The organism is Acinetobacter sp. BWR-L5 (genome assembly GCF_039655985.1).
In the GTDB taxonomy this organism is placed as follows: Bacteria; Pseudomonadota; Gammaproteobacteria; order Pseudomonadales; family Moraxellaceae; genus Acinetobacter; species Acinetobacter johnsonii.
Genome location: NZ_JAGFEV010000004.1, coordinates 254,352 through 272,886, shown reverse-complemented (window position 1 = coordinate 272,886; position 18,535 = coordinate 254,352). Strand labels below are relative to the sequence as shown.

Here is an 18,535-nt window from a genome sequence, read left to right as displayed (position 1 = left end):
GTTTAAGGCTCCACCATGGGTTGTAGGCTTTCAGCATCGGGATTCACTTCAGCCTGTTGTTGCTGTTGCATTTGGCGTTTTTTGTATTCGGAAATATGTTCGCCTTCCAGTGTTTCCTCTGAAATTAAATATGGAATCAAATGTGCATTCGGATCTACGCGTTCGCCACCATATTTGGTCTCGGGTAAATTTTCACTGTCGAAAGGTTGTACGCTAATGGTTTGCCCATGCTCATCAGTTTTGAGTAAAGTCTGTTCATAGAGCACATTATTTTGGATTTGCTCAGCCGTTTGGTAAGTGTACTTTTGAATTGGACCTGCAAACACCATATAAGCGATTAAACCGACCAACAAGAGATAGATGGTTTTGTCATTGCGCTTCGGTGCTTGTTCAGGCAAAGCTTGGTACGCGGCATAAGCAGCTTCATCAGGGTTGTCTTCTGGTTTAGTTGCGCGCCAAAAAATCACGAAACCCACACGTGTAAACGCAATAATACTTAATAAACTCACCACTAAAACGGTCACAATAATCAGCAATTGATACGGTGAGTGTGCGGTGGCTTGAAGAATAAACACTTTGCCTAAGAAGCCACTAAAGGGTGGTAAACCTGCCATCATCAAGGCAATGGTGAAATAGGTTAACGCCACCACCTTATGCTGTTTCATTTGCGGTGCAATTTTAAAGTGATCTTTAAACTCACCACGTTGAGAGGTAATCCAACCACTTAAAATATAGAAAGCTGCCGCAATAATGGTACTGTGCACCAAATAATACAGTGCCGCTGCCCATGCCAAGGTATTGAACAGGGAAATGGCGATTAAAATCGTGCCGACAGAAGACAAAATCATAAAGCCAATGAAACGACGTAAGCGTTCCGCACCCATCGCGCCAATCACACCATAGACTGAGGTAATTAAACCAATCGGCAATAGAATGTATTGCAGAATCTCACGGCTAATCGCATCGTCAAATACGGTGCCATTAACACGTAAAATGGCATAAATACCGACTTTGGTCATGATGGTGAACAGTGCCGCCACAGGCGTGGTCGCGACCGCATAGGTTTTCGGGAGCCAAAAACCGACAGGTAGCATGGCTGCTTTAATGCCAAAGACTGTAAACAACAATAGCCCACCAGCAACCGCGATACGATGTTGATCGCCTTCCAATAGAGGCATCAGACGTGCAACATCCGCCATATTGAGGCTGCCGACGCTGCCGTAAATCATGCCAAGGCCAATCAGAAATAGGGCTGATGCCAACAGGTTAATGGTGACATAGTGAATGCCGAGTTGAAAACGCGCTTTGCCTTGGCCATGCAGTAACAAAACATAAGAGGCCATCAACAAAATTTCAAAGAATACGAACAGGTTAAATAAGTCGCCTGTCAGGAAGGCACCGGTTAAACCCATCAGTAGGAAATGGCACATGGCATGGAAATAACGGCCACGTTCATCCCATTCTTTACTGGCAAACCACATCACTGGAACAGCTAAGCCGTAGGTTAAAACCAGCATCAGGGCAGACAGTTGGTCGAGGACCAAAACAATGCCAAATGGCGCTGCCCATTCACTCAGGTTATAAACACTGATTTGCCCAGAGCTGGCAAAGATCAGATAGTTGACCGCTGTAAATAAGCCCAACAGGCCAGAGGTATAACTAATGCCTCGACGCCAAGGTTGTCGCCAGTCTTGTGCTAAAGAACCTGATCCAGGATTACCCAATAACACCAAAATAAAGGCAGTAATGGCAGGAATTAAAATACTAAAAATTGGGGTGTGTTCGGTCCAAAATTGGATGAAGTCATTCATTATGGCTCATCCTCACGTGGGTCAATTTGTGGTATTTCTTCTTTAGAGTCAACGTGGTCGGTTCCTGTTTCATAACGACTGCGTAAAGCCAGTTGTACAATAAACGCCGTGGTAGCAAAGCCAATCACAATCGCGGTTAACACCAAGGCTTGTGGCAAAGGGTCAGTGGCTTTGCTGGCTTCCGTGAGTACCGCGGGTGCATTAAGTTGAAGTCGCCCCATGGCAAATAAAAATAAATTGACGGCATAACCAATCATGGCCAAGCCAAGTACCACAGGGAAGGTACGGGCACGTAAAATCAGATAGATGCCTGTGGCAGTCAACAGACCAATAGCGGAGGCAAGTAACAGTTCTAAACTAATCATATTAATCCCCCTTTGGTACTGGACCAGACATACTAGAGTGACGCGAGTCCCCAAGTACTGAAATAAGTAGCATGGTTGCACCTACGACCGTGATATAAACCCCGACATCGAACAGTGCAGCTGTTGCTAGGTGCATTTCGCCTAAGATCGGTGGCGACACATAAAAGTGTGCACTGGTGAGGAAGGGACGTCCCCAGAACCATGCGCCTAAGCCTGTTAATCCTGCAATGACTAGACCTGTTCCAATCCAGATTTCATACAAACGACCAGACTTGGCTTTGAGCAGTTGTTCTGCATGATCTTGACCGAGTGCCATGTACTGAATAATTAAGGCCAAAGCGGTAATTAGACCCGCGATAAACCCGCCCCCAGGCAGATTGTGTCCACGCAGGAAGATATACAGACTGACCACCAAGGCAATCGGTAAAATCCAAGATGCAGTAATACGAAGCATCAATGGCGATGGATTAAAACGGTAACTGAGACCTTGGGTCATAGTCGTGCCGTGGGTACGCATACCATCCATTAGGCACAGCGCGCCAATGCCTGCAATGCCGAGGACTGTAATTTCACCGAAGGTATCGAAACCACGGAAATCGACCAAAATCACGTTGACCACGTTGGTACCGCCGCCTAATGGAATCGACTGCTGCATGAAGAACCATGAAATGGAGTTGTGATCACGGGTCAAGATGAGCCATGTGATCCATGCAATGCCGAGCCCGCCGCCAATCGCAATCAGGGCATCTCGCCAACGGCGTGAGACACTCGACTCATAGGGAGTGAGTTGTGGTAAAAGTGATAAACTCATCAATAACAGTACGGTGGTGACCACATCGACGGTGATTTGTGTCAAAGCCAAATCAGGTGCAGAGAAGCAGATAAAGACCATAGTCACGACTAAACCAATCGCGCCACTGATCAATACTGCTTTAATCCGTTCGTGGTGGAACCACAACATCATCCAGCACGAAGAGAATAACAGTAGCCATAGTACGACCGCTAAAGCAGGGGCATGGGTGAGTTCACGGGTACCTGTGGTTAGCCCTTGTCCTAAAAATGGAAGTGAGACTATGGCAATACTGAAGATCACAATCCAAAGAATATAGCTTTGTAATTTACCGTTTTCAGTCAATCGTTTAAATTTGCGCGAGTTGAGCAGGAGTGACTTCAAGAATAAGTCAAAGGCAACTCGACCTTGTAGACGACCTAAATATGGATCGAGATCAATTTCTCGAATTTTGCCACCCTTCGCTAGACTGAAATAGAAAATCAGACCGCCAATCGACGCAATCACGCTCATCAATAAAGGCATGTTAAAACCATGCCATAGGGCAAGATGTGCACCTTCAAAGTCCATCACTTGGGTGCTGGCGCGTGCTGTACTGTTGACGATATTTTCAACCAATAGAGCAGGGAACAAGCCGACTAAAATACACAAAATCGCCAGTAAAGTGGCCGGTGCACGCATGCCAAACGGCGGCTCATGCGCATCTTTGTTGGGAACTTGCTTGCCTAATGGGCCATCGAAGAAAACCCCATGTACCAAACGCACCGAGTAAGCGACTGCAAAAATCCCCGCCAGGGTCGCGACAATCGCGGAGCAGATGAGCACAGGACCAGACAGATTGCTGAGCAGTTCAGTAAAGAACATTTCTTTAGATAAGAAACCGTTGGTCAAGGGCACGCCGGCCATCGATGCTGCAGTGACCATCGTCAAAGTGGCTGTATAAGGCAACAGTTGCCATAACCCACTAAGCTTGCGTAAATCACGTGTGCCTGACTCATGATCGATAATACCTGCGATCATGAACAGCGCTGCTTTAAAGGTGGCATGGTTAATAATATGGAAAATAGCCGCAGCCACAGCCAATGGTGATCCGATTCCCAAGAGACACATGATCAAGCCGAGATGGCTAATGGTTGAATAGGCCAATAAACCTTTCAGGTCTTCTTTAAAGATGGCAAAAAACGCAGCCATACACAGGGTAAATAGGCCAATAAAGGTGACCAAATTATGGAACAGTGCCGCACCTGCAAAAATTGGTAACAGTCGTGCGACCAAGAAGATGCCAGCTTTTACCATGGTTGCTGAGTGTAAATAAGCAGACACGGGGGTCGGGGCTGCCATCGCGTTGGGTAACCAAAAATGGAATGGAAATTGCGCACTTTTGGTAAAAGCACCGAGTAGAATCAGCAGCAACGTAGGAACAAATAAAGCATGACTTTGAATTTGTGTTGTCATCGTCAAGATTTGATCAATCTCGTAGGTGCCTGTGATTTGGCCGAGCAAGATGAAACCACCCAGCATGGCTAATCCGCCCATACCCGTAATGGTCAATGCCATGCGTGAGCCACGTTGCGCCGCGTCGTAATTACTCCAATAACCGACCAATAGGAAAGAGGAGATACTGGTCAACTCCCAAAAAACGAGGAGTAAAATTAAATTATTGGAGAGAGAAATTCCGAGCATGGCTGCCATGAACAACATGAGCAGTAGATAGAGTTTGTTGAGAGAGTTTTTTGGGCCTAAATAAAAATAGGCATAAATATAAATGAGCGTTCCGATGCCACTAATCAGTAAGGCAAAGAGGAGGCCTAATGCGTCTAGACGGAAGCTGAAGTCAATTCCAAGCTGCGGCAACCATGACCACGACTGCGTAATGACAGCGCCATTAAACACCTCTCGTGCTTGGGTCAGTAATAAGCCTAAACTTGTCATACTGACCCCAACAGCTGCGAAGGCGGTTAGCCTACGTGAGCTCTGCTTCAGTAATGAGACAAGGGTTGTGCCAAGTATTAACGGTAACAATATAATAATCGGTAGCACACTCGTTTCCATTGTCGTGAATAGGTCAAAACCTATTGGTGAATCTCATCTTTCAAGGATTACAGGACTGCAAAGAGCAGCCCAAGAGTCTCAATCTTGAAAGCCAATGTGAAATTTAAAAATAATGAAGTTGTGTTGCGCAACTCATGAAGCGTTATAGCAAAATCCGATTTCAGTTAGAAATTTGCAAGTAAAACCGATCATATAACATGACTAAAACAACATCAATCTTTTTTGCGCTGACGCAAAACATTATACGCGTGATGGTCGTTTCTTGGTGGATGACAGGCACTTTCTCAGTGCAAGAAATGTAAAAAAAGCGACCGTTGGTCGCCTGTTTTTGAGGGTTTAAATGGCTATGTTTATTAAGCAGGCTAAGTTAATGGATTTGCCGATGAAGCATCATCCTCAGCACTGAGTAAAGCAATCAAATGCTGTTGCTGTTCGGGAGAAAGCTGCTGTTGAATCTGTGTGAATAATTCAGCCACACTTAAATCTTGGGGTTCAGCCGCAATCGGTTCGATAGTTCCACTCGTTGCTTCGTGATTGGCAAGGTTTTGGTAAATCACATCGAACTGATGTTGCAGTGGTTCGAGTTGGATAGGACTTAATTGCTTATTTTCCAGTTTGAGGCATTGAAACTCGCTGGCTTGTTCCAGCAACTCACTTCGGTTGCCTGAGGCGATAATTTGTAGTCGAGGAAAAGCCTGATTTAAACGTTTTAAAATGACTTGCGCCATATTTTGATCCAAGTGATGATCAATTGCATCAATCAACAGTACGCCGTCACCTTCTAAACAAGGGAACAGGCTTTCAGGGTTGAGTAGGCATAAACGCCGCACAATATCGCCAACGAGCGCCACCCAGTTGCGAATACTATTGGACAGCTGTTGATAGAGCATGCTGTTGCCATGGTAGCGCACCATCAGTTGTAACTTGGGATGATATTGCAGATAAAGATCTTCTATTTCGGGCAGAACAGTTGCTAACGCTTGCTTGAGCGCTTGTAGGCTGGGTGACTGGATGTGTGCTTGAGCCTGAGCCAATTTATAGCTTAAGGGGATATCGGGTGGCATGCTTTTAGGCTGATGCAATATCGTTTGTAAAAACTGCGCAGTTTGCGCATTTTCAATATCGCTGATTTCACGAAACCACTCAAAGAAACGCGCAAAGGTGGTATAGGGAATAGCTGAAATTTCATAGGCATGTGCATGTTGGAAAATCAGGGGATTGTTCTTGCTGAGAATATTCATCTCATTGACAAAACGTTCCGCAGGATAATACGCAATCAACGGTAAACCTTGCAGCGGATCTTGTAACGTTGCTTGCTGATATAGATTGACCAGTTGTTCGAGTTCTAATGTTTCAACTCGGCTGATGCCAATGCCATGTTGGTTTAATGTTTTGTAGAGTTGCCATGTATAGGGTTCGGGCGCAGTATCGGCTGCCGTAGGTTTGAGAGCATACAACTCAGCGGGCACAGCAACTTGAATATCAATTTTGGACTGTAGGCGGTTCATCATAATGTCGTGATCTAACATCACCACACCTGCAGAGCGTAAATCTTTATAACGGGCTGCAAACCAAGTCAGAGCCTGATAGCTAAAACGTAAGATTGAGGTCTTGCCTGAGGCTTGATCTCCTAAAATTAAAGTGACGGGTTTATCGTGATAAGAAAAATCGACTTTAAGGTCAGCAAAATGCAGGATGTGTTTCAGGTGAATCGATTGAATTTTCATAGAACACCCGCAGCGGTTGTGACTATTTTTACATTCGACTATCCAACAACTCTACGTAATGAGCTTGGCATTTGTTTTTTTAGCTGTTGCATCAGGTCGTAAATGTGATGGATATTTAAACTTACTTTAGCACGTGTACAGGCCACGTAAAGCAGTCTTAACTCTTCATCACTAATTTGATGGTCTTTGTCGTTGACCTTGAACTGATAATCATCTTCGATGTGAACGCGGTTCCACTCTAAGCCTTTGGCTTTGTGTGCGGTGGAAATAATATAATCCGCTTGTTCAATCGGCGTAATCTTCGCGAGGGCTTTTTTGAGTGGATCGGTGCCATGATCATCTACCAATTTTACTAAAGGTTTGATGTCACTGCCGTCATTGGTTTCGCAATATTCATGTACATCATGCCAAGAATTAAACCAGGCCAGTTCAGGCACATCGGTGACGCGCTTACCTTGTTTAAGCATCGCTGCGGCATCGACAAAGCGGTTCAGTTTGACATGGTCGGCTTGTAAGCTGACTTTGTCGCCATGGAGCAATCCTGAGAGCAGCAATTCCATGGCGCGCGCATTGGTGCGACATAAAATCGCATCGCGCATTTTGGTATGAGGTTTGTTGACCACTTTGGAGTTGAGCAGAGGGTTACCCATGAGCGGCACGGTTTCATTCAAGGCGCCTAAAATAGCATTGGCATGCAATGCAATCTCTTCACCAAAACGAAACGAGGTGGTGAGACGGGACTCAGGCAAAGGCAGTTGTTGCATGGCATTGACTGCGCCGCGCCATGCATAAATCTGTTGGTGTGCATCTCCGACATAGATCACTTGCGTATTGCGCTGTTTCAATAAGATGCCCAACATCAGCGGATCAGCGTCTTGTGCCTCATCAAACAACACATAGTCACTTGGGATATTGGGTTCAGACAACGCCCACAGTTTTAAATAAATATCATGACCAATCCCAGCCTGATGGTTGGGATCGATGGACTCTAACCAACGACGTTCAATGGCAGGGTAGAGGTGCTTTTGTAGTGAATCGATATCATCGGGATGTAACCAGCTCGGTGCTTGTAAATGTCGCGGTGCTGGGTACTGAGAACTGGTTGAGCAGAAGTGACTCACGGCATTCGCCACAAGGCTGGCCAAGCGTGATGGCATCAACACATATTTTTCATAACGTCCGCCCATCATCCGTCTTAAGGTAATCGGTTCAAGACGGTATTCTTTGGCGATAAAACTCGGACTTAAACGAGGTAGACGAAGTTTGTCCGTCACTCCACGTGGAACACTGCGAAAAGCAAGCGAGTGGAAGGTTCGGCAGTCGACATTGCCATGAAACTTCGTTTGCGCTTCGCTGGCAATGGCTTTGTTGAACGCTAAATACATGCCACGTCTTTGTGGCATGGAGTCGCTAATCATTTGCAGTGTGGTGGTTTTACCTGTGCCTGCATAAGCAATTACTTTAAACGATTTGCCCAGACGCGCGTTATCAATGGCAATGGCTTGCTCATAAGTCGCGCTCGGTTTGATGATATTCGACACAGGCAATAAACTTAGTGGCTGCGGTTGGCTTTTTCAAGCAAACCAGAAAGCCCTTGACGACGTGCCAATTCATTGAGAACCACTTGAGGGTCTAAGTCGAAATAGCCTAAAACCACAATCGTATGGAACCAAAGATCCGCCACTTCATAGATCAAGTCATTTTTATGGTCTTCGTTGGCTTCAGATTTAAAATCTTTAGCTGCGATAATGGTTTCAACCGCTTCTTCACCGACTTTTTCTAAAATTTTGTTGAGACCTTTGTGATACAGCTTCGCGACATAAGACGAGTCTGGATCCGCTGCTTTACGCTCAGCCATCATTTGACCGAGGTAGGATAAAACTTCAACTTGCTCAGATTGCGCCGTTGAGGCATTCATTGCCAATGTATGTGGGTTGGTTGATTTTTCACCATAAATCGCGTTCGGGTCTTTGAGCTGTGCATCCACAATTTCCCAGCCATTTGGCGTGAGTTTACGGTAGAAGCATGATTCGCGACCTGTGTGACAGGCAATTCCGCCGTGTTGTTCAATTTGCAGCACAATTACATCGGCATCGCAGTCGAGACGAATTTCGTGCACGGTCTGGAAATGCCCAGATTCTTCGCCTTTGTGCCATAACTTGTTGCGTGAACGAGAGAAATACACGGCTTGGTTTTTCTCAGCCGTCAAAGCCAAAGCTTCACGGTTCATCCATGCAACCATCAAGACACGTCCCGTTTGGTGATGCTGTGCAATGGCAGGGACTAAACCTTGTTCGTTAAATTTTACTTCATCGAGCCATTGCAAATTGTTCATAAGATTTCACCAAGCGAATAAATATTGAGAGTGTTACGATGTTAACGTAGCGCGCTATAGTCTACGTGATTTAAACAGAATAGAGGAGAAACTTTCTACAGTTATCTCACAGCGGCTTAATTGATGTATTTTAGAAACTCAACCATCAGTCACCCATCCAAAGCGGATGGCGATGATTGACGTCGCATTCTACACAGAATGATTGTTTTGTTTTGCAATATCCCGATAGTTCATTTGACTGAACATGCCTAATTTTAAACCTGAAATCGTCACCGCCATTTCTTTACGGAAATAGGGAATTCGATACATCCAAGCAAAGCTAAAATCACGTAAACCACCTGCCCACCATAGGTCAGATTGGTAAAGTGGTGTGAGTAAACGACTTAAAAATTGATAGAAAGCTGTCGAACTTTGACGGTGTTGATGATACGTTTGCCAGAGTTGGACATAATCAAGGGCTTCATTTTTTCTTGCGCTTTGAACCGCTTGCCCCAAAGCCCATGCATCTAAAAGGGCCATATTTGCACCTTGCCCCAGTTGTGGACTCATGGCATGTGCTGCATCACCCATGACACCAATACGACCCTCACCAAACTTAGACAGTACTACATCACGATAATTTGCCGTCAACCATTGTGATTTTTGTTCAGGCTGGGCAATGACTTGTTCTAACCAATCCGCAGCAGGTTTCCAACGCTTAGACACTTGGTTTAACCAGTCAGAATGCGCTTGTGAATTGTGTAGAAAATTATTCAGTTGATGGCTTGGAAGACTCCAAAACACACTCGATAGTCTTTGCTTGGGTTCATGTGGCACTGTACCGGTCGGTAAGATGCCCATCATCATTTTAGAGCGATCATGAAACTGATGTAAAATTTCTGTATCTAATTCAAGGCATTCGGGAACAATTGTCCATTTGGCTCCCCAAGGATAAGCTTGATCAACCTTCACCCATTCTTTCGGTCTTAAGAGGCTGCGTGCGCCATTGGCAATGATCACAGCATCAAAAGCTTGATCAAATGATTCACCATCTTTTGTACCCGAAACCCGAACTTGATTGGATGTTTCTTTTAATTTTTGAATGTCGGTATTCATTTGCCAAGTAATGAGTTCGGAATATTCACGGCATTTATTTTCTAAAACATGACATAACGTTGCTCGATGGATACCGACACCATAAAAATCAGGATGCGCTTGTTGATAATGACTATTGACCAGTAAATTGCCACTCGGTAACTGACCTTTGAGCCCAGTGACTTTTGCACCCAGTCTTAAAACCTCATCTAAAAGGCCTAAATGCTCAAAAACAGCTAAACCAGAAGGCTGTAGTAACAGTCCTGCGCCGACAGGTTCGAGTTCTGAGGCTTTCTCTAAAATACTGACTTGAATATTTTGTCGAGCCAGTAAAATCGCAGTGGCTAACCCTGCGGTTCCAGCACCGATGATGGCGAAGTGGGGCGGGTGATTAGAAATCATAGATCGAATGATTTAACCATTGTCTAAAATGAATGCGTAACGAATATCATCAGATTTTTTTAATTGGTCGATGTTGATTTGAATGAAATCTTCTAACGAGCTTGCAATCACATTTTTTCCCACGATTCATTTTGTAATTCAATGACTTGACCATATTTTTTTTTGTTCACTTAAAATTATTGTTAGCATAGAAAAAATGTAATCTCGATTTTTCTTTATTTGGTCAGATTAAACAAGATTACATTCATGCGCAAATTTTGTTTATAAATCTTGTATCGCCTGTGCAAAATGCTGTTTTTCCAACATTTCCAAGAATTCATCACCTAAGCGCTGACTTTCAGAAATACATTGGTTCCACATTTGAATGCGCTGTTTTTGGTCGAGCCCTTTGAGGGTGAAATCTTTACGATCGGGCAGGCGTCCTAAAGGTAAACTCCGTAAATAGTCTTGGGACGGAGACAGGAGTAGCGTGCGGGCTTGGTTTTCAGGGTTGGCGCGACGTTTAAACAGTTTATCAAACCAACCGGGCGTAATGCTGTCCGTAAAGTGCGGATAAAGCACAATGCCTTGACTCTCAAAAGGCAGATCGATGTGATAGTCAATCAGACCACCATCGCGATAACTGCCTTGTGGCGCATCTGGAATATCGCGAATTGCGGCCATCACGCCTGGAATAGAGGCTGAAGCAATCAGCCAAGGCAGAACGTTTGCAGCGGTGAGACTGTGATAATGAGTGAGGAAATCATCTTCCACTTTAAATTGTTTACCATTGCTGGGCTGACTAATCACCCGTTGCATAAAGTGGCGACTATGCTTTCGCGAAACAGCGGTTGTTCCGATGATACCTGCCACAGAGGCCAATAGCGGGAGAACTTGGTCACTTTGGAAGATGTGCTGTGCTTTAATCGACAGCACTGTGAGGTGGTAATCGGGATGATTGACCAATTCCGCTTCTTTGCCTTGCACCAAGTCGAGCAGCATGCCACGGCAAATATCACTGACTTCTTGACGCTGCATTTTTTTGTCAAAATAGAGGTTGGTATAGAGTTCACCTAAACGTTCGGTACCTGCTTTCGCACCGTGCGCTAAGATGCTGGCAAAGCGCCAACTGCCAATGGATGAACCAATCAACGTTCGTCTTTGCGGTGCACGAGCAAAGAATTCACCAAAAATGGCTTGGTCTAAACCTTGAATCCCGATGCCTTTGGGCCCACCTGCGGCACCGGGTACAATATCGACCTGTTCAGCTTGTAAGCCTTCACTTTGAATGAGTTGACGTGCTAATTTACCTGCACGAATGCTTAAAGCTGGAGGGTGTTTTTGCAGGATTTGAGTCATCGTGATCATTCAAAATAGACAATATGTATTGTCATTTTAACTTGCGAGAGAGCGAGCGCATTGGCAAAAGTGATCCAAGAATGACTTGGGAGTCACTTCCTACATAAAACCTAAACATAAAAAAGCCTGAGAGACTCAGGCTTTTAATATAGCAGAAAGCGTCTATTTAAACACGCGCCACACCGCCAGTAAGCTGGTGAGTACAATTAAAATCACTGAAATAAACCAAGGCGAGATAATCGCAATCGACAGCAAAATGGCCATGAGACTGCCAAAAATCCAACTGCGTTTTTGCTGATGCTCCATTTGTAGGCGCATACTTTGCAGTTCATTGAGCTGTTTAGCATGCCAAGCTGATTGGTTTTTGAGACCATTTAAGCTATCGACCAACAGCGTTGGGAAGTCTTGTGCCCCTAAAAGTAAGTCCGGAATTTTTTGTCCTAACTCTTTTAGGTTCTTTTGTGGATTCATTTGTGCTTTGATCCAATCGGTCAGGATTGGCTTAGCTAAACTCCAAATGTCCAGCTCCGGGTAAAGGTCAGTCCCTAAACCTTCAACATGTACGAGGGTTTTAAGCAGCAGCATCAGTTGTGGCGGAATTTCCAAATGGAAGCGTCGTGCAATATCCATCACTTGAATCAAAATGCCCGCGAAGTCCAATTCATGCATGGGTTTGGACACCATTGGCCCGACCGTGCGACGCATTTCACGTGCTAGTGCATCTTGGTCTGTGCCCGGTGGAATCCAACCAGCTTGATGCACGATTTGAATCAGTTGCATAAAGTCGCTGTTCATGACCGCAAGCAGCATACGTGCCACGGTCATTTGGTCGTGCTTCGACAACTCACCCATAATGGCACAGTCCAGCGCAATATAGCGGGGTTGGCTTGGGTTTAGGGTTTCAACGAAGACATTGCCCGGATGCATGTCGGCATGGAAAAAATTGTCACGGAAGACTTGGGTAAAGAAAATGGTTAAGCCTTTTTCCGCCAGATCTTTACGATCCATCCCCAGCTTTTCAAAGGTTTTAATGTCTGAAATGGGAACGCCGGTAATGCGTTCAGCCACCATCACGTCTTTGCTATCCATATAGACTTCAGGCACATACATCATGCTTGAGCCTGTAAAGTAATGGCGCATACGACGGGTATTGTCGGCTTCTAAGGTCAAATCCAGTTCATTTAAGATGACCTGACGATAGTCCTGAATAATTTCAGATAAGTGCAGTGCACGCGCGGCTTCTAGGCGTTTTTCAAGAAAATCGCCCAACCATTCTAAAATTTCAAAGTCTTGTAAAATTTGACTACGAATAGCGGGACGGGTGACTTTCACCACCACTTCGCGACCATCATGTAAAGCGGCTGTATGTACTTGAGCAATTGAGGCTGCTGCCAAGGGTTGTTCGTCGAAGCGTGCAAACAGCGTATTTACATCGGCTTTCAATGAGTCTTGAATACGCATTTTCGCGACATCAGAACCAAAGGGTTTGACACGGTCTTGGAGTAGAACCAGTTGTTGTAGTACTTCAGGTGGAATTAGGTCACGACGAGTAGACAGCAGTTGTCCCATTTTAATCGCCAGTGGTCCCATTTCCTCTAAAGCTTGTTTGAGCTTCAGTGGGTTTTTACGTTCACGACTGGACCATGCCGCAGGGTGCATACGAATTACACCCAGCGCATGACGCGCTTTTTCAGGTAATTCTTCCGCAGGAAACAACGTGTCGAGTCTATAGTGCGCGGCAATGCGCCAAAGTTCGAGTAAACGTGAAACGTGCGGAATCATATATGTAAATACCTAGTTCTGAGTTGAGTCTTGAGTGTCAATCTGTGCTTGAAGCTGTTGAATTTTGGCTTCGGCACGATCTAAGTTTTGATTAAAAATGCGGGTATCTTGATGCAGATCATCCATTTGCCAACGCGGGGCAAATAGACCACTGTCTTCTTTCAAGGCATCTTCAGCAAAAAACAAATGACTTTGTAAGGCCTGTTTGATGTGTTTTGGTGCCAGCTGAATTTTAGCCAATTCATGCGCCAAACTTGGGCCAATCCATGGGCTTAAATGCGCAGCCAAGTCAGGCTCAGCGTGTTGCATAATCCATTGAATATCCTGTAGAAGGTGATAATCACCTTGGAGCGGGATATTGCCGACATCATCCGCCAGTAATAGCTTGAGCAGCTCAACCACATTGGCCACCGTTAAAGTTGCGGTTGCTGGGGTGTGAGATTGAGCTTGGTCAAAAGGGCGTTGTTCGAAAATGGACGCTGTTTCACTATGCCCTGTAACGGTAGGTTCTAAGCGCACTTTGGCTTGGTCAAAGAACACATCTACAGACAGTTGCGGGGATGCGATCACCACACGTAACATCTTGCCTTGTAGTTCATTGAGCTGGATGCGAGTGATCGCATCCAAATTAATCACATGATGAATTAATCGTTCAATTGCACCGAGTGCCAGAATCGACCACATAATTTGCCCTTAAACGTTTAATTTTAAAGTTTAAAACCACGGTGTACAGCAACGATACCGCCTGTCAGGTTGTGATAGTCACAGTTTTGGAAGCCTGCATTTTCCATCATGCCTTTTAGCGTGCGTTGGTCTGGGTGCATACGAATGGACTCGGCTAAATATTTATAGCTTTCTGAGTCATTGGCAATAATTTTGCCCATGATCGGCAGTGCGGTGAACGAATATAGATCGTACAGTTTTGAAAATGGTTCAAACACAGGTTTAGAGAACTCTAATACCAGTAGGCGACCACCTGGCTTAAGCACGCGGTACATCGCTGCAAGTGCTGCATCTTTATCGGTCACATTGCGTAGACCAAACGAGATCGTGAGTAGGTCAAAGCTGTTGTCTTCAAATGGCTCGAGGGTTTCAGCATTGGCTAATACGAAGTCAACATTGGTGCAGCCTGCATCGATTAAACGATCTCGACCCACATTCAACATCGATTCATTAATGTCTGAAAGTACTACATGACCTGTAGGGCCAACTTCGCGGCTAAACACTTTAGCCAAGTCGCCTGTCCCGCCAGCAATATCTAGCACGTGTTGACCACGACGTACCCCTGACATATTGATCGCAAAGCGTTTCCATAGACGGTGAATACCAAAAGACATCAAGTCATTCATAATGTCGTATTTGCTGGCAACCGAGTGGAAAACTTCCGCCACTTTTTGCGCTTTATCTTCGCTGCTCACCGTCTGGTAACCAAAGTGTGTGGTACTGCCGACGTTGCCTGTATTGGCACCGCGAGGAAGATTGTATTTGGGTACAGAACCCGTTACTGGGGTATCAGTCAACTGTTGTTGTAATGATTTTTGCTGACCTTGCGCTGTGCCTTGGGGTAATGGTTCAGTTAAAAATGGACTCACTTTGTCTGTGTTTTGTGCCGACTCTTGAGTAGCGGTAGGCGTTTGATTTTCATTCGACATGGGAGTCACTCCTAACATAGCAATAGGGTAAATGTTGCAGTGCATGCATGATGACAGATTCTAGGACGTTGTACAGTAACCATCATGCAATTGTGCTGAATAATATACAGAAAAACAGCAGAGCAAAGCTGCTGCTGGCTTATTTTTATCAAGTCATTCGTTGAAATTTACTGAAAAGGATACAAATGCCCCGCATGGACTTTATCAATAATTTGACGTTCCACCGCCGTAAAGTCTTTCACAAATTTCTCTGCCGACTTTAGCGGTTTCATGGCCAAAAAGCCATCCTGCATAAATTCATACATGACATTGAAGTTATATTTGTTGGCTGTCCCTTTACACATCTTAAAAGCGGTATAGACCATAAAAGAGCGCATGTATTTATCGAGGTTTTTACCTAATTGATCGAGTAAATACAGTTGTTTCAAGCGTTCTTCGCCTTGTTCTAGTTTTAAATAGGCTTGGCGCATCAAATCATCGCTTAAGGCTTCAGAGGGATGGTGATCTTTCAGCAATTGCATTGCCACTTGTTCATCCAGTCGCACCGCCAAAATCGCCAACTCAACCCCAGAGGTACCGGTTTTAATGGCATTTTCAGGAATTAATTTCTCTGCTTTGTGCGCATATTTGCTCAAGCGCGCGATTTGTCCTGCCAAAGCGTCAAAATCTGGGCCACCATATAAACGGTTGATAAAATACTCGGCCATCAAGAGGTTCTGTTTTTCTGCGAAAGCACGGTTATGCGTGCGTTGCATCCGTTGCTTTTGCCAGACTTGCACATCTTGTAAACGTTGGAAGAGCACCGAATCTTGATGATAATGCAATTGGTAATACTGTTCTAAAAGCTCATCGAGGGCGGCGAGTTTGGACATTTGCTGTCTCAGTTCTATTTAAAGATAGCTAAATCTTAGTGCGTGATGACGGAACTCGCTATGACAAAGTGACAAAAAAACTATTTATTTGTGGTCAGTTTGATGTAGAAGTAGTCAAAAGGCGCGTGTGAAAATCATCTAGACCATCATCTTTTAGGATCTAGTGATTTGATTAAATAGAAAAAAGGAGGGGGCAATGGATACAGAAACGATCGCCAGTACAGTGCTGAATGAAGAACAGCTTTCACTGGACTTAATTGAAGCGCAATATGCGTTGATGAATACCCGTGATCAGAGCAATGCAAAAAGTTTAGTGATTTTGGTCAGTGGAATTGAACTTGCGGGTAAAGGCGAAGCGGTGAAACAGCTGCGCGAATGGGTCGATCCGCGTTTTTTATATGTCAAAGCCGATCCACCGCATCTGTTTAATCTAAAACAGCCTTTTTGGCAACCGTATACCCGATTTGTACCTGCCGAAGGGCAAATTATGGTGTGGTTTGGTAACTGGTATGGGGACTTGTTGGCTACGGCCATGCATGCTTCAAAGCCTTTAGACGACACTTTGTTTGATGAATACATTAGCAATATGCGGGCTTTTGAACAGGACTTAAAAAATAACAACGTAGATGTCTTAAAAGTTTGGTTCGATTTGTCGTGGAAGTCTTTGCAAAAGCGTCTGGATGACATGGACCCGAGCGAAGTGCATTGGCATAAATTGCATGGGCTAGACTGGCGCAATAAAAAACAATACGACACTTTGCAAAAACTACGTACACGTTTCACCGATGACTGGCAAATCATTGATGGTGAAGATGAAGATTTGCGTAATCACAATTTTGCACAAGCGATTTTAACGGCGCTGCGTCACTGTCCAGAGCATGAAAAAAAGGCCGCGCTAAAGTGGCAGCAAGCGCCGATACCAGATATTCTGACTCAGTTTGAAGCTCCTCAAGCTGAGGATGCAAACTATAAAGCAGAGTTAAAAAAACTCACCAAACAAGTGGCTGATGCCATCCGCTGTGATGACCGTAAAGTGGTGATCGCTTTTGAAGGTATGGATGCCGCTGGGAAAGGGGGGGCGATTAAGCGCATTGTGAAAAAGCTCGACCCGCGAGAATATGAAATTCATACCATTGCCGCACCTGAAAAGTATGAGTTACGCCGTCCTTACCAGTGGCGTTTTTGGAGCAAATTGCAGTCGGATGACATCACTATTTTTGATCGAACGTGGTATGGACGCGTTTTGGTAGAACGGGTAGAAGGCTTCGCAACCGAGGTGGAGTGGCAACGCGCTTATGCGGAAATCAATCGTTTTGAAAAAAACCTCAGCAACAGTCAAACCGTACTGATTAAGTTTTGGCTGGCGATTGATAAAGATGAACAAGCGGCGCGTTTTAAAGCCCGTGAAAGTACCCCGCATAAACGCTTTAAAATTACCGAAGAAGATTGGCGCAATCGCGACAAATGGGATGACTATTTAAAGGCAGCCGCAGATATGTTTGCACATACCGATACAGGTTATGCGCCTTGGTATATTATTTCCACCAATGATAAACAACAGGCCAGAATTGAAGTCTTAAGGGCAATTTTAAAACAGCTCAAAGCGGATCGCGACACCGATTAAAAAACTTAAAAAAAACGGTCATTTGACCGTTTTTTTATAGAGGCAGATTTAGTTCTTTAACCCAAAGGAATTTGGGTTACTGGCGCTGCAACAGGGACTCCTTGTTCAACGGCTTGTTTTAGTTGAATGCCTTTGGCAAGCTTATACGACTCTTCCACATGGGTTTCCGCAATTTTTTTCATCACGACATAACCCAAGCTGGCCGCAATCATTTGTCCGCCAAGAGGAATGAATTTGGTGACTTGTTTGGTGATGTATTTGGCTGCCATGTTGTTGAGGGATTTCTTCACGGCTGTACGTGCCACCACCAGTCCAGAGAACTCCACACCACGTTTACGTAGTTCTGACCAATGTATTTGCTTGGTTTCTGGGTCGTAGACACTGACTTGTTCAGGGGTTAAACCAAAGCGGGCGTTAATTTCGGGAATCAACTGCGACAATATGCCCACATCAATCACCACATCGAGGAAGGGGACTGGAATAACCGCAGCACCTGCGGAAAAATAGGCGCGCTTTTTAACTAAGTCCAAACATTCTTCGCGGATTTGTTCTAAATTTAAAGAGGGATCAATTTTTTCTGGAATGTGCTCTAATTTCATCTTCTAAACCCTAAAATATCCTGATTCACATTGATTCTAGTTTTGCTTAAAGTACGTATTTTAAAGCAAATTTTAAATAGAAATATGTCATCAAAGTGACATAGACAGAACC

At 44.7% G+C, this 18,535-nt stretch carries 14 protein-coding genes; 1 reads left to right on the top strand and 13 read right to left on the bottom strand.

The features are described 5' to 3' along the window. Nucleotides 1-2: 2 nt before the first annotated feature. The 12 genes from JZ787_RS09150 to JZ787_RS09095 all read right to left on the bottom strand — a co-directional run bounded on the left by JZ787_RS09150 (nucleotide 3) and on the right by JZ787_RS09095 (nucleotide 16,200). Nucleotides 3-1,811 (bottom strand): monovalent cation/H+ antiporter subunit D, encoded by a 1,809-nt coding sequence (locus JZ787_RS09150; RefSeq protein ID WP_114836918.1) that lies wholly within the window; start codon nucleotides 1,809-1,811, stop codon nucleotides 3-5. Further along, entirely contained in the window at nucleotides 1,811-2,176 is a 366-nt protein-coding gene (locus JZ787_RS09145) for a Na+/H+ antiporter subunit C (RefSeq protein WP_004692695.1), read from the bottom strand. The genes JZ787_RS09150 and JZ787_RS09145 overlap by 1 nt, the downstream gene beginning before the upstream one ends. A 1-nt stretch (nucleotide 2,177) precedes the next feature. Further along, on the bottom strand, nucleotides 2,178-5,018 hold the full coding sequence (locus tag JZ787_RS09140; RefSeq protein ID WP_346312167.1) for a monovalent cation/H+ antiporter subunit A: 2,841 nt from the start codon (nucleotides 5,016-5,018) through the stop codon (nucleotides 2,178-2,180). A 362-nt stretch (nucleotides 5,019-5,380) separates the two neighbouring features. Next, complete coding sequence (locus tag JZ787_RS09135) at nucleotides 5,381-6,745, bottom strand: AAA family ATPase (protein WP_346312166.1); 1,365 nt, start codon at nucleotides 6,743-6,745, stop codon at nucleotides 5,381-5,383. 38 nt (nucleotides 6,746-6,783) lie between these two features. Beyond that, nucleotides 6,784-8,286 carry an AAA family ATPase gene (locus tag JZ787_RS09130; RefSeq protein ID WP_346312165.1) on the bottom strand — a complete coding sequence of 501 codons (1,503 nt, stop codon included), beginning with the start codon at nucleotides 8,284-8,286 and terminating at the stop codon, nucleotides 6,784-6,786. An 11-nt stretch (nucleotides 8,287-8,297) separates the two neighbouring features. Further along, on the bottom strand, nucleotides 8,298-9,080 hold the full coding sequence (hisIE, locus tag JZ787_RS09125) for a bifunctional phosphoribosyl-AMP cyclohydrolase/phosphoribosyl-ATP diphosphatase HisIE (RefSeq protein WP_087011214.1): 783 nt from the start codon (nucleotides 9,078-9,080) through the stop codon (nucleotides 8,298-8,300). 189 nt (nucleotides 9,081-9,269) lie between these two features. After that, nucleotides 9,270-10,556, bottom strand: coding sequence for an NAD(P)/FAD-dependent oxidoreductase (locus tag JZ787_RS09120; protein ID WP_346312164.1), 1,287 nt, complete (start codon nucleotides 10,554-10,556; stop codon nucleotides 9,270-9,272). 261 nt (nucleotides 10,557-10,817) lie between these two features. Further along, on the bottom strand, nucleotides 10,818-11,894 hold the full coding sequence (locus tag JZ787_RS09115) for a patatin-like phospholipase family protein (protein WP_062035151.1): 1,077 nt from the start codon (nucleotides 11,892-11,894) through the stop codon (nucleotides 10,818-10,820). Nucleotides 11,895-12,056: 162 nt separating this feature from the next. Next, the gene (locus tag JZ787_RS09110) at nucleotides 12,057-13,676 is read right to left on the bottom strand and encodes an AarF/UbiB family protein (protein WP_346312163.1); all 1,620 of its coding nucleotides are present in this window, start codon (nucleotides 13,674-13,676) and stop codon (nucleotides 12,057-12,059) included. A gap of 12 nt (nucleotides 13,677-13,688) precedes the next feature. After that, nucleotides 13,689-14,360, bottom strand: coding sequence for a hypothetical protein (locus tag JZ787_RS09105; protein ID WP_168159349.1), 672 nt, complete (start codon nucleotides 14,358-14,360; stop codon nucleotides 13,689-13,691). Between the two features lie 23 nt (nucleotides 14,361-14,383). Further along, nucleotides 14,384-15,328 carry a bifunctional demethylmenaquinone methyltransferase/2-methoxy-6-polyprenyl-1,4-benzoquinol methylase UbiE gene (gene ubiE / locus JZ787_RS09100; protein ID WP_010325783.1) on the bottom strand — a complete coding sequence of 315 codons (945 nt, stop codon included), beginning with the start codon at nucleotides 15,326-15,328 and terminating at the stop codon, nucleotides 14,384-14,386. 167 nt (nucleotides 15,329-15,495) lie between these two features. Continuing rightward, nucleotides 15,496-16,200 carry a hypothetical protein gene (locus tag JZ787_RS09095; protein ID WP_279739478.1) on the bottom strand — a complete coding sequence of 235 codons (705 nt, stop codon included), beginning with the start codon at nucleotides 16,198-16,200 and terminating at the stop codon, nucleotides 15,496-15,498. Between the two features lie 196 nt (nucleotides 16,201-16,396). Here JZ787_RS09095 and JZ787_RS09090 point away from each other — a divergent pair, with 196 nt between their 5' ends. Then, nucleotides 16,397-17,824, top strand: a complete 1,428-nt coding sequence (locus JZ787_RS09090) for a phosphate--AMP phosphotransferase (RefSeq protein WP_346312162.1) — start codon at nucleotides 16,397-16,399, stop codon at nucleotides 17,822-17,824. Nucleotides 17,825-17,880: 56 nt separating this feature from the next. On the opposite strand, the gene JZ787_RS09085 is transcribed toward JZ787_RS09090, so the two are convergent. Then, nucleotides 17,881-18,423: a hypothetical protein gene (locus JZ787_RS09085; protein ID WP_234963127.1), complete on the bottom strand. Its 543-nt coding sequence runs from the start codon at nucleotides 18,421-18,423 to the stop codon at nucleotides 17,881-17,883. Nucleotides 18,424-18,535: the final 112 nt, after the last annotated feature.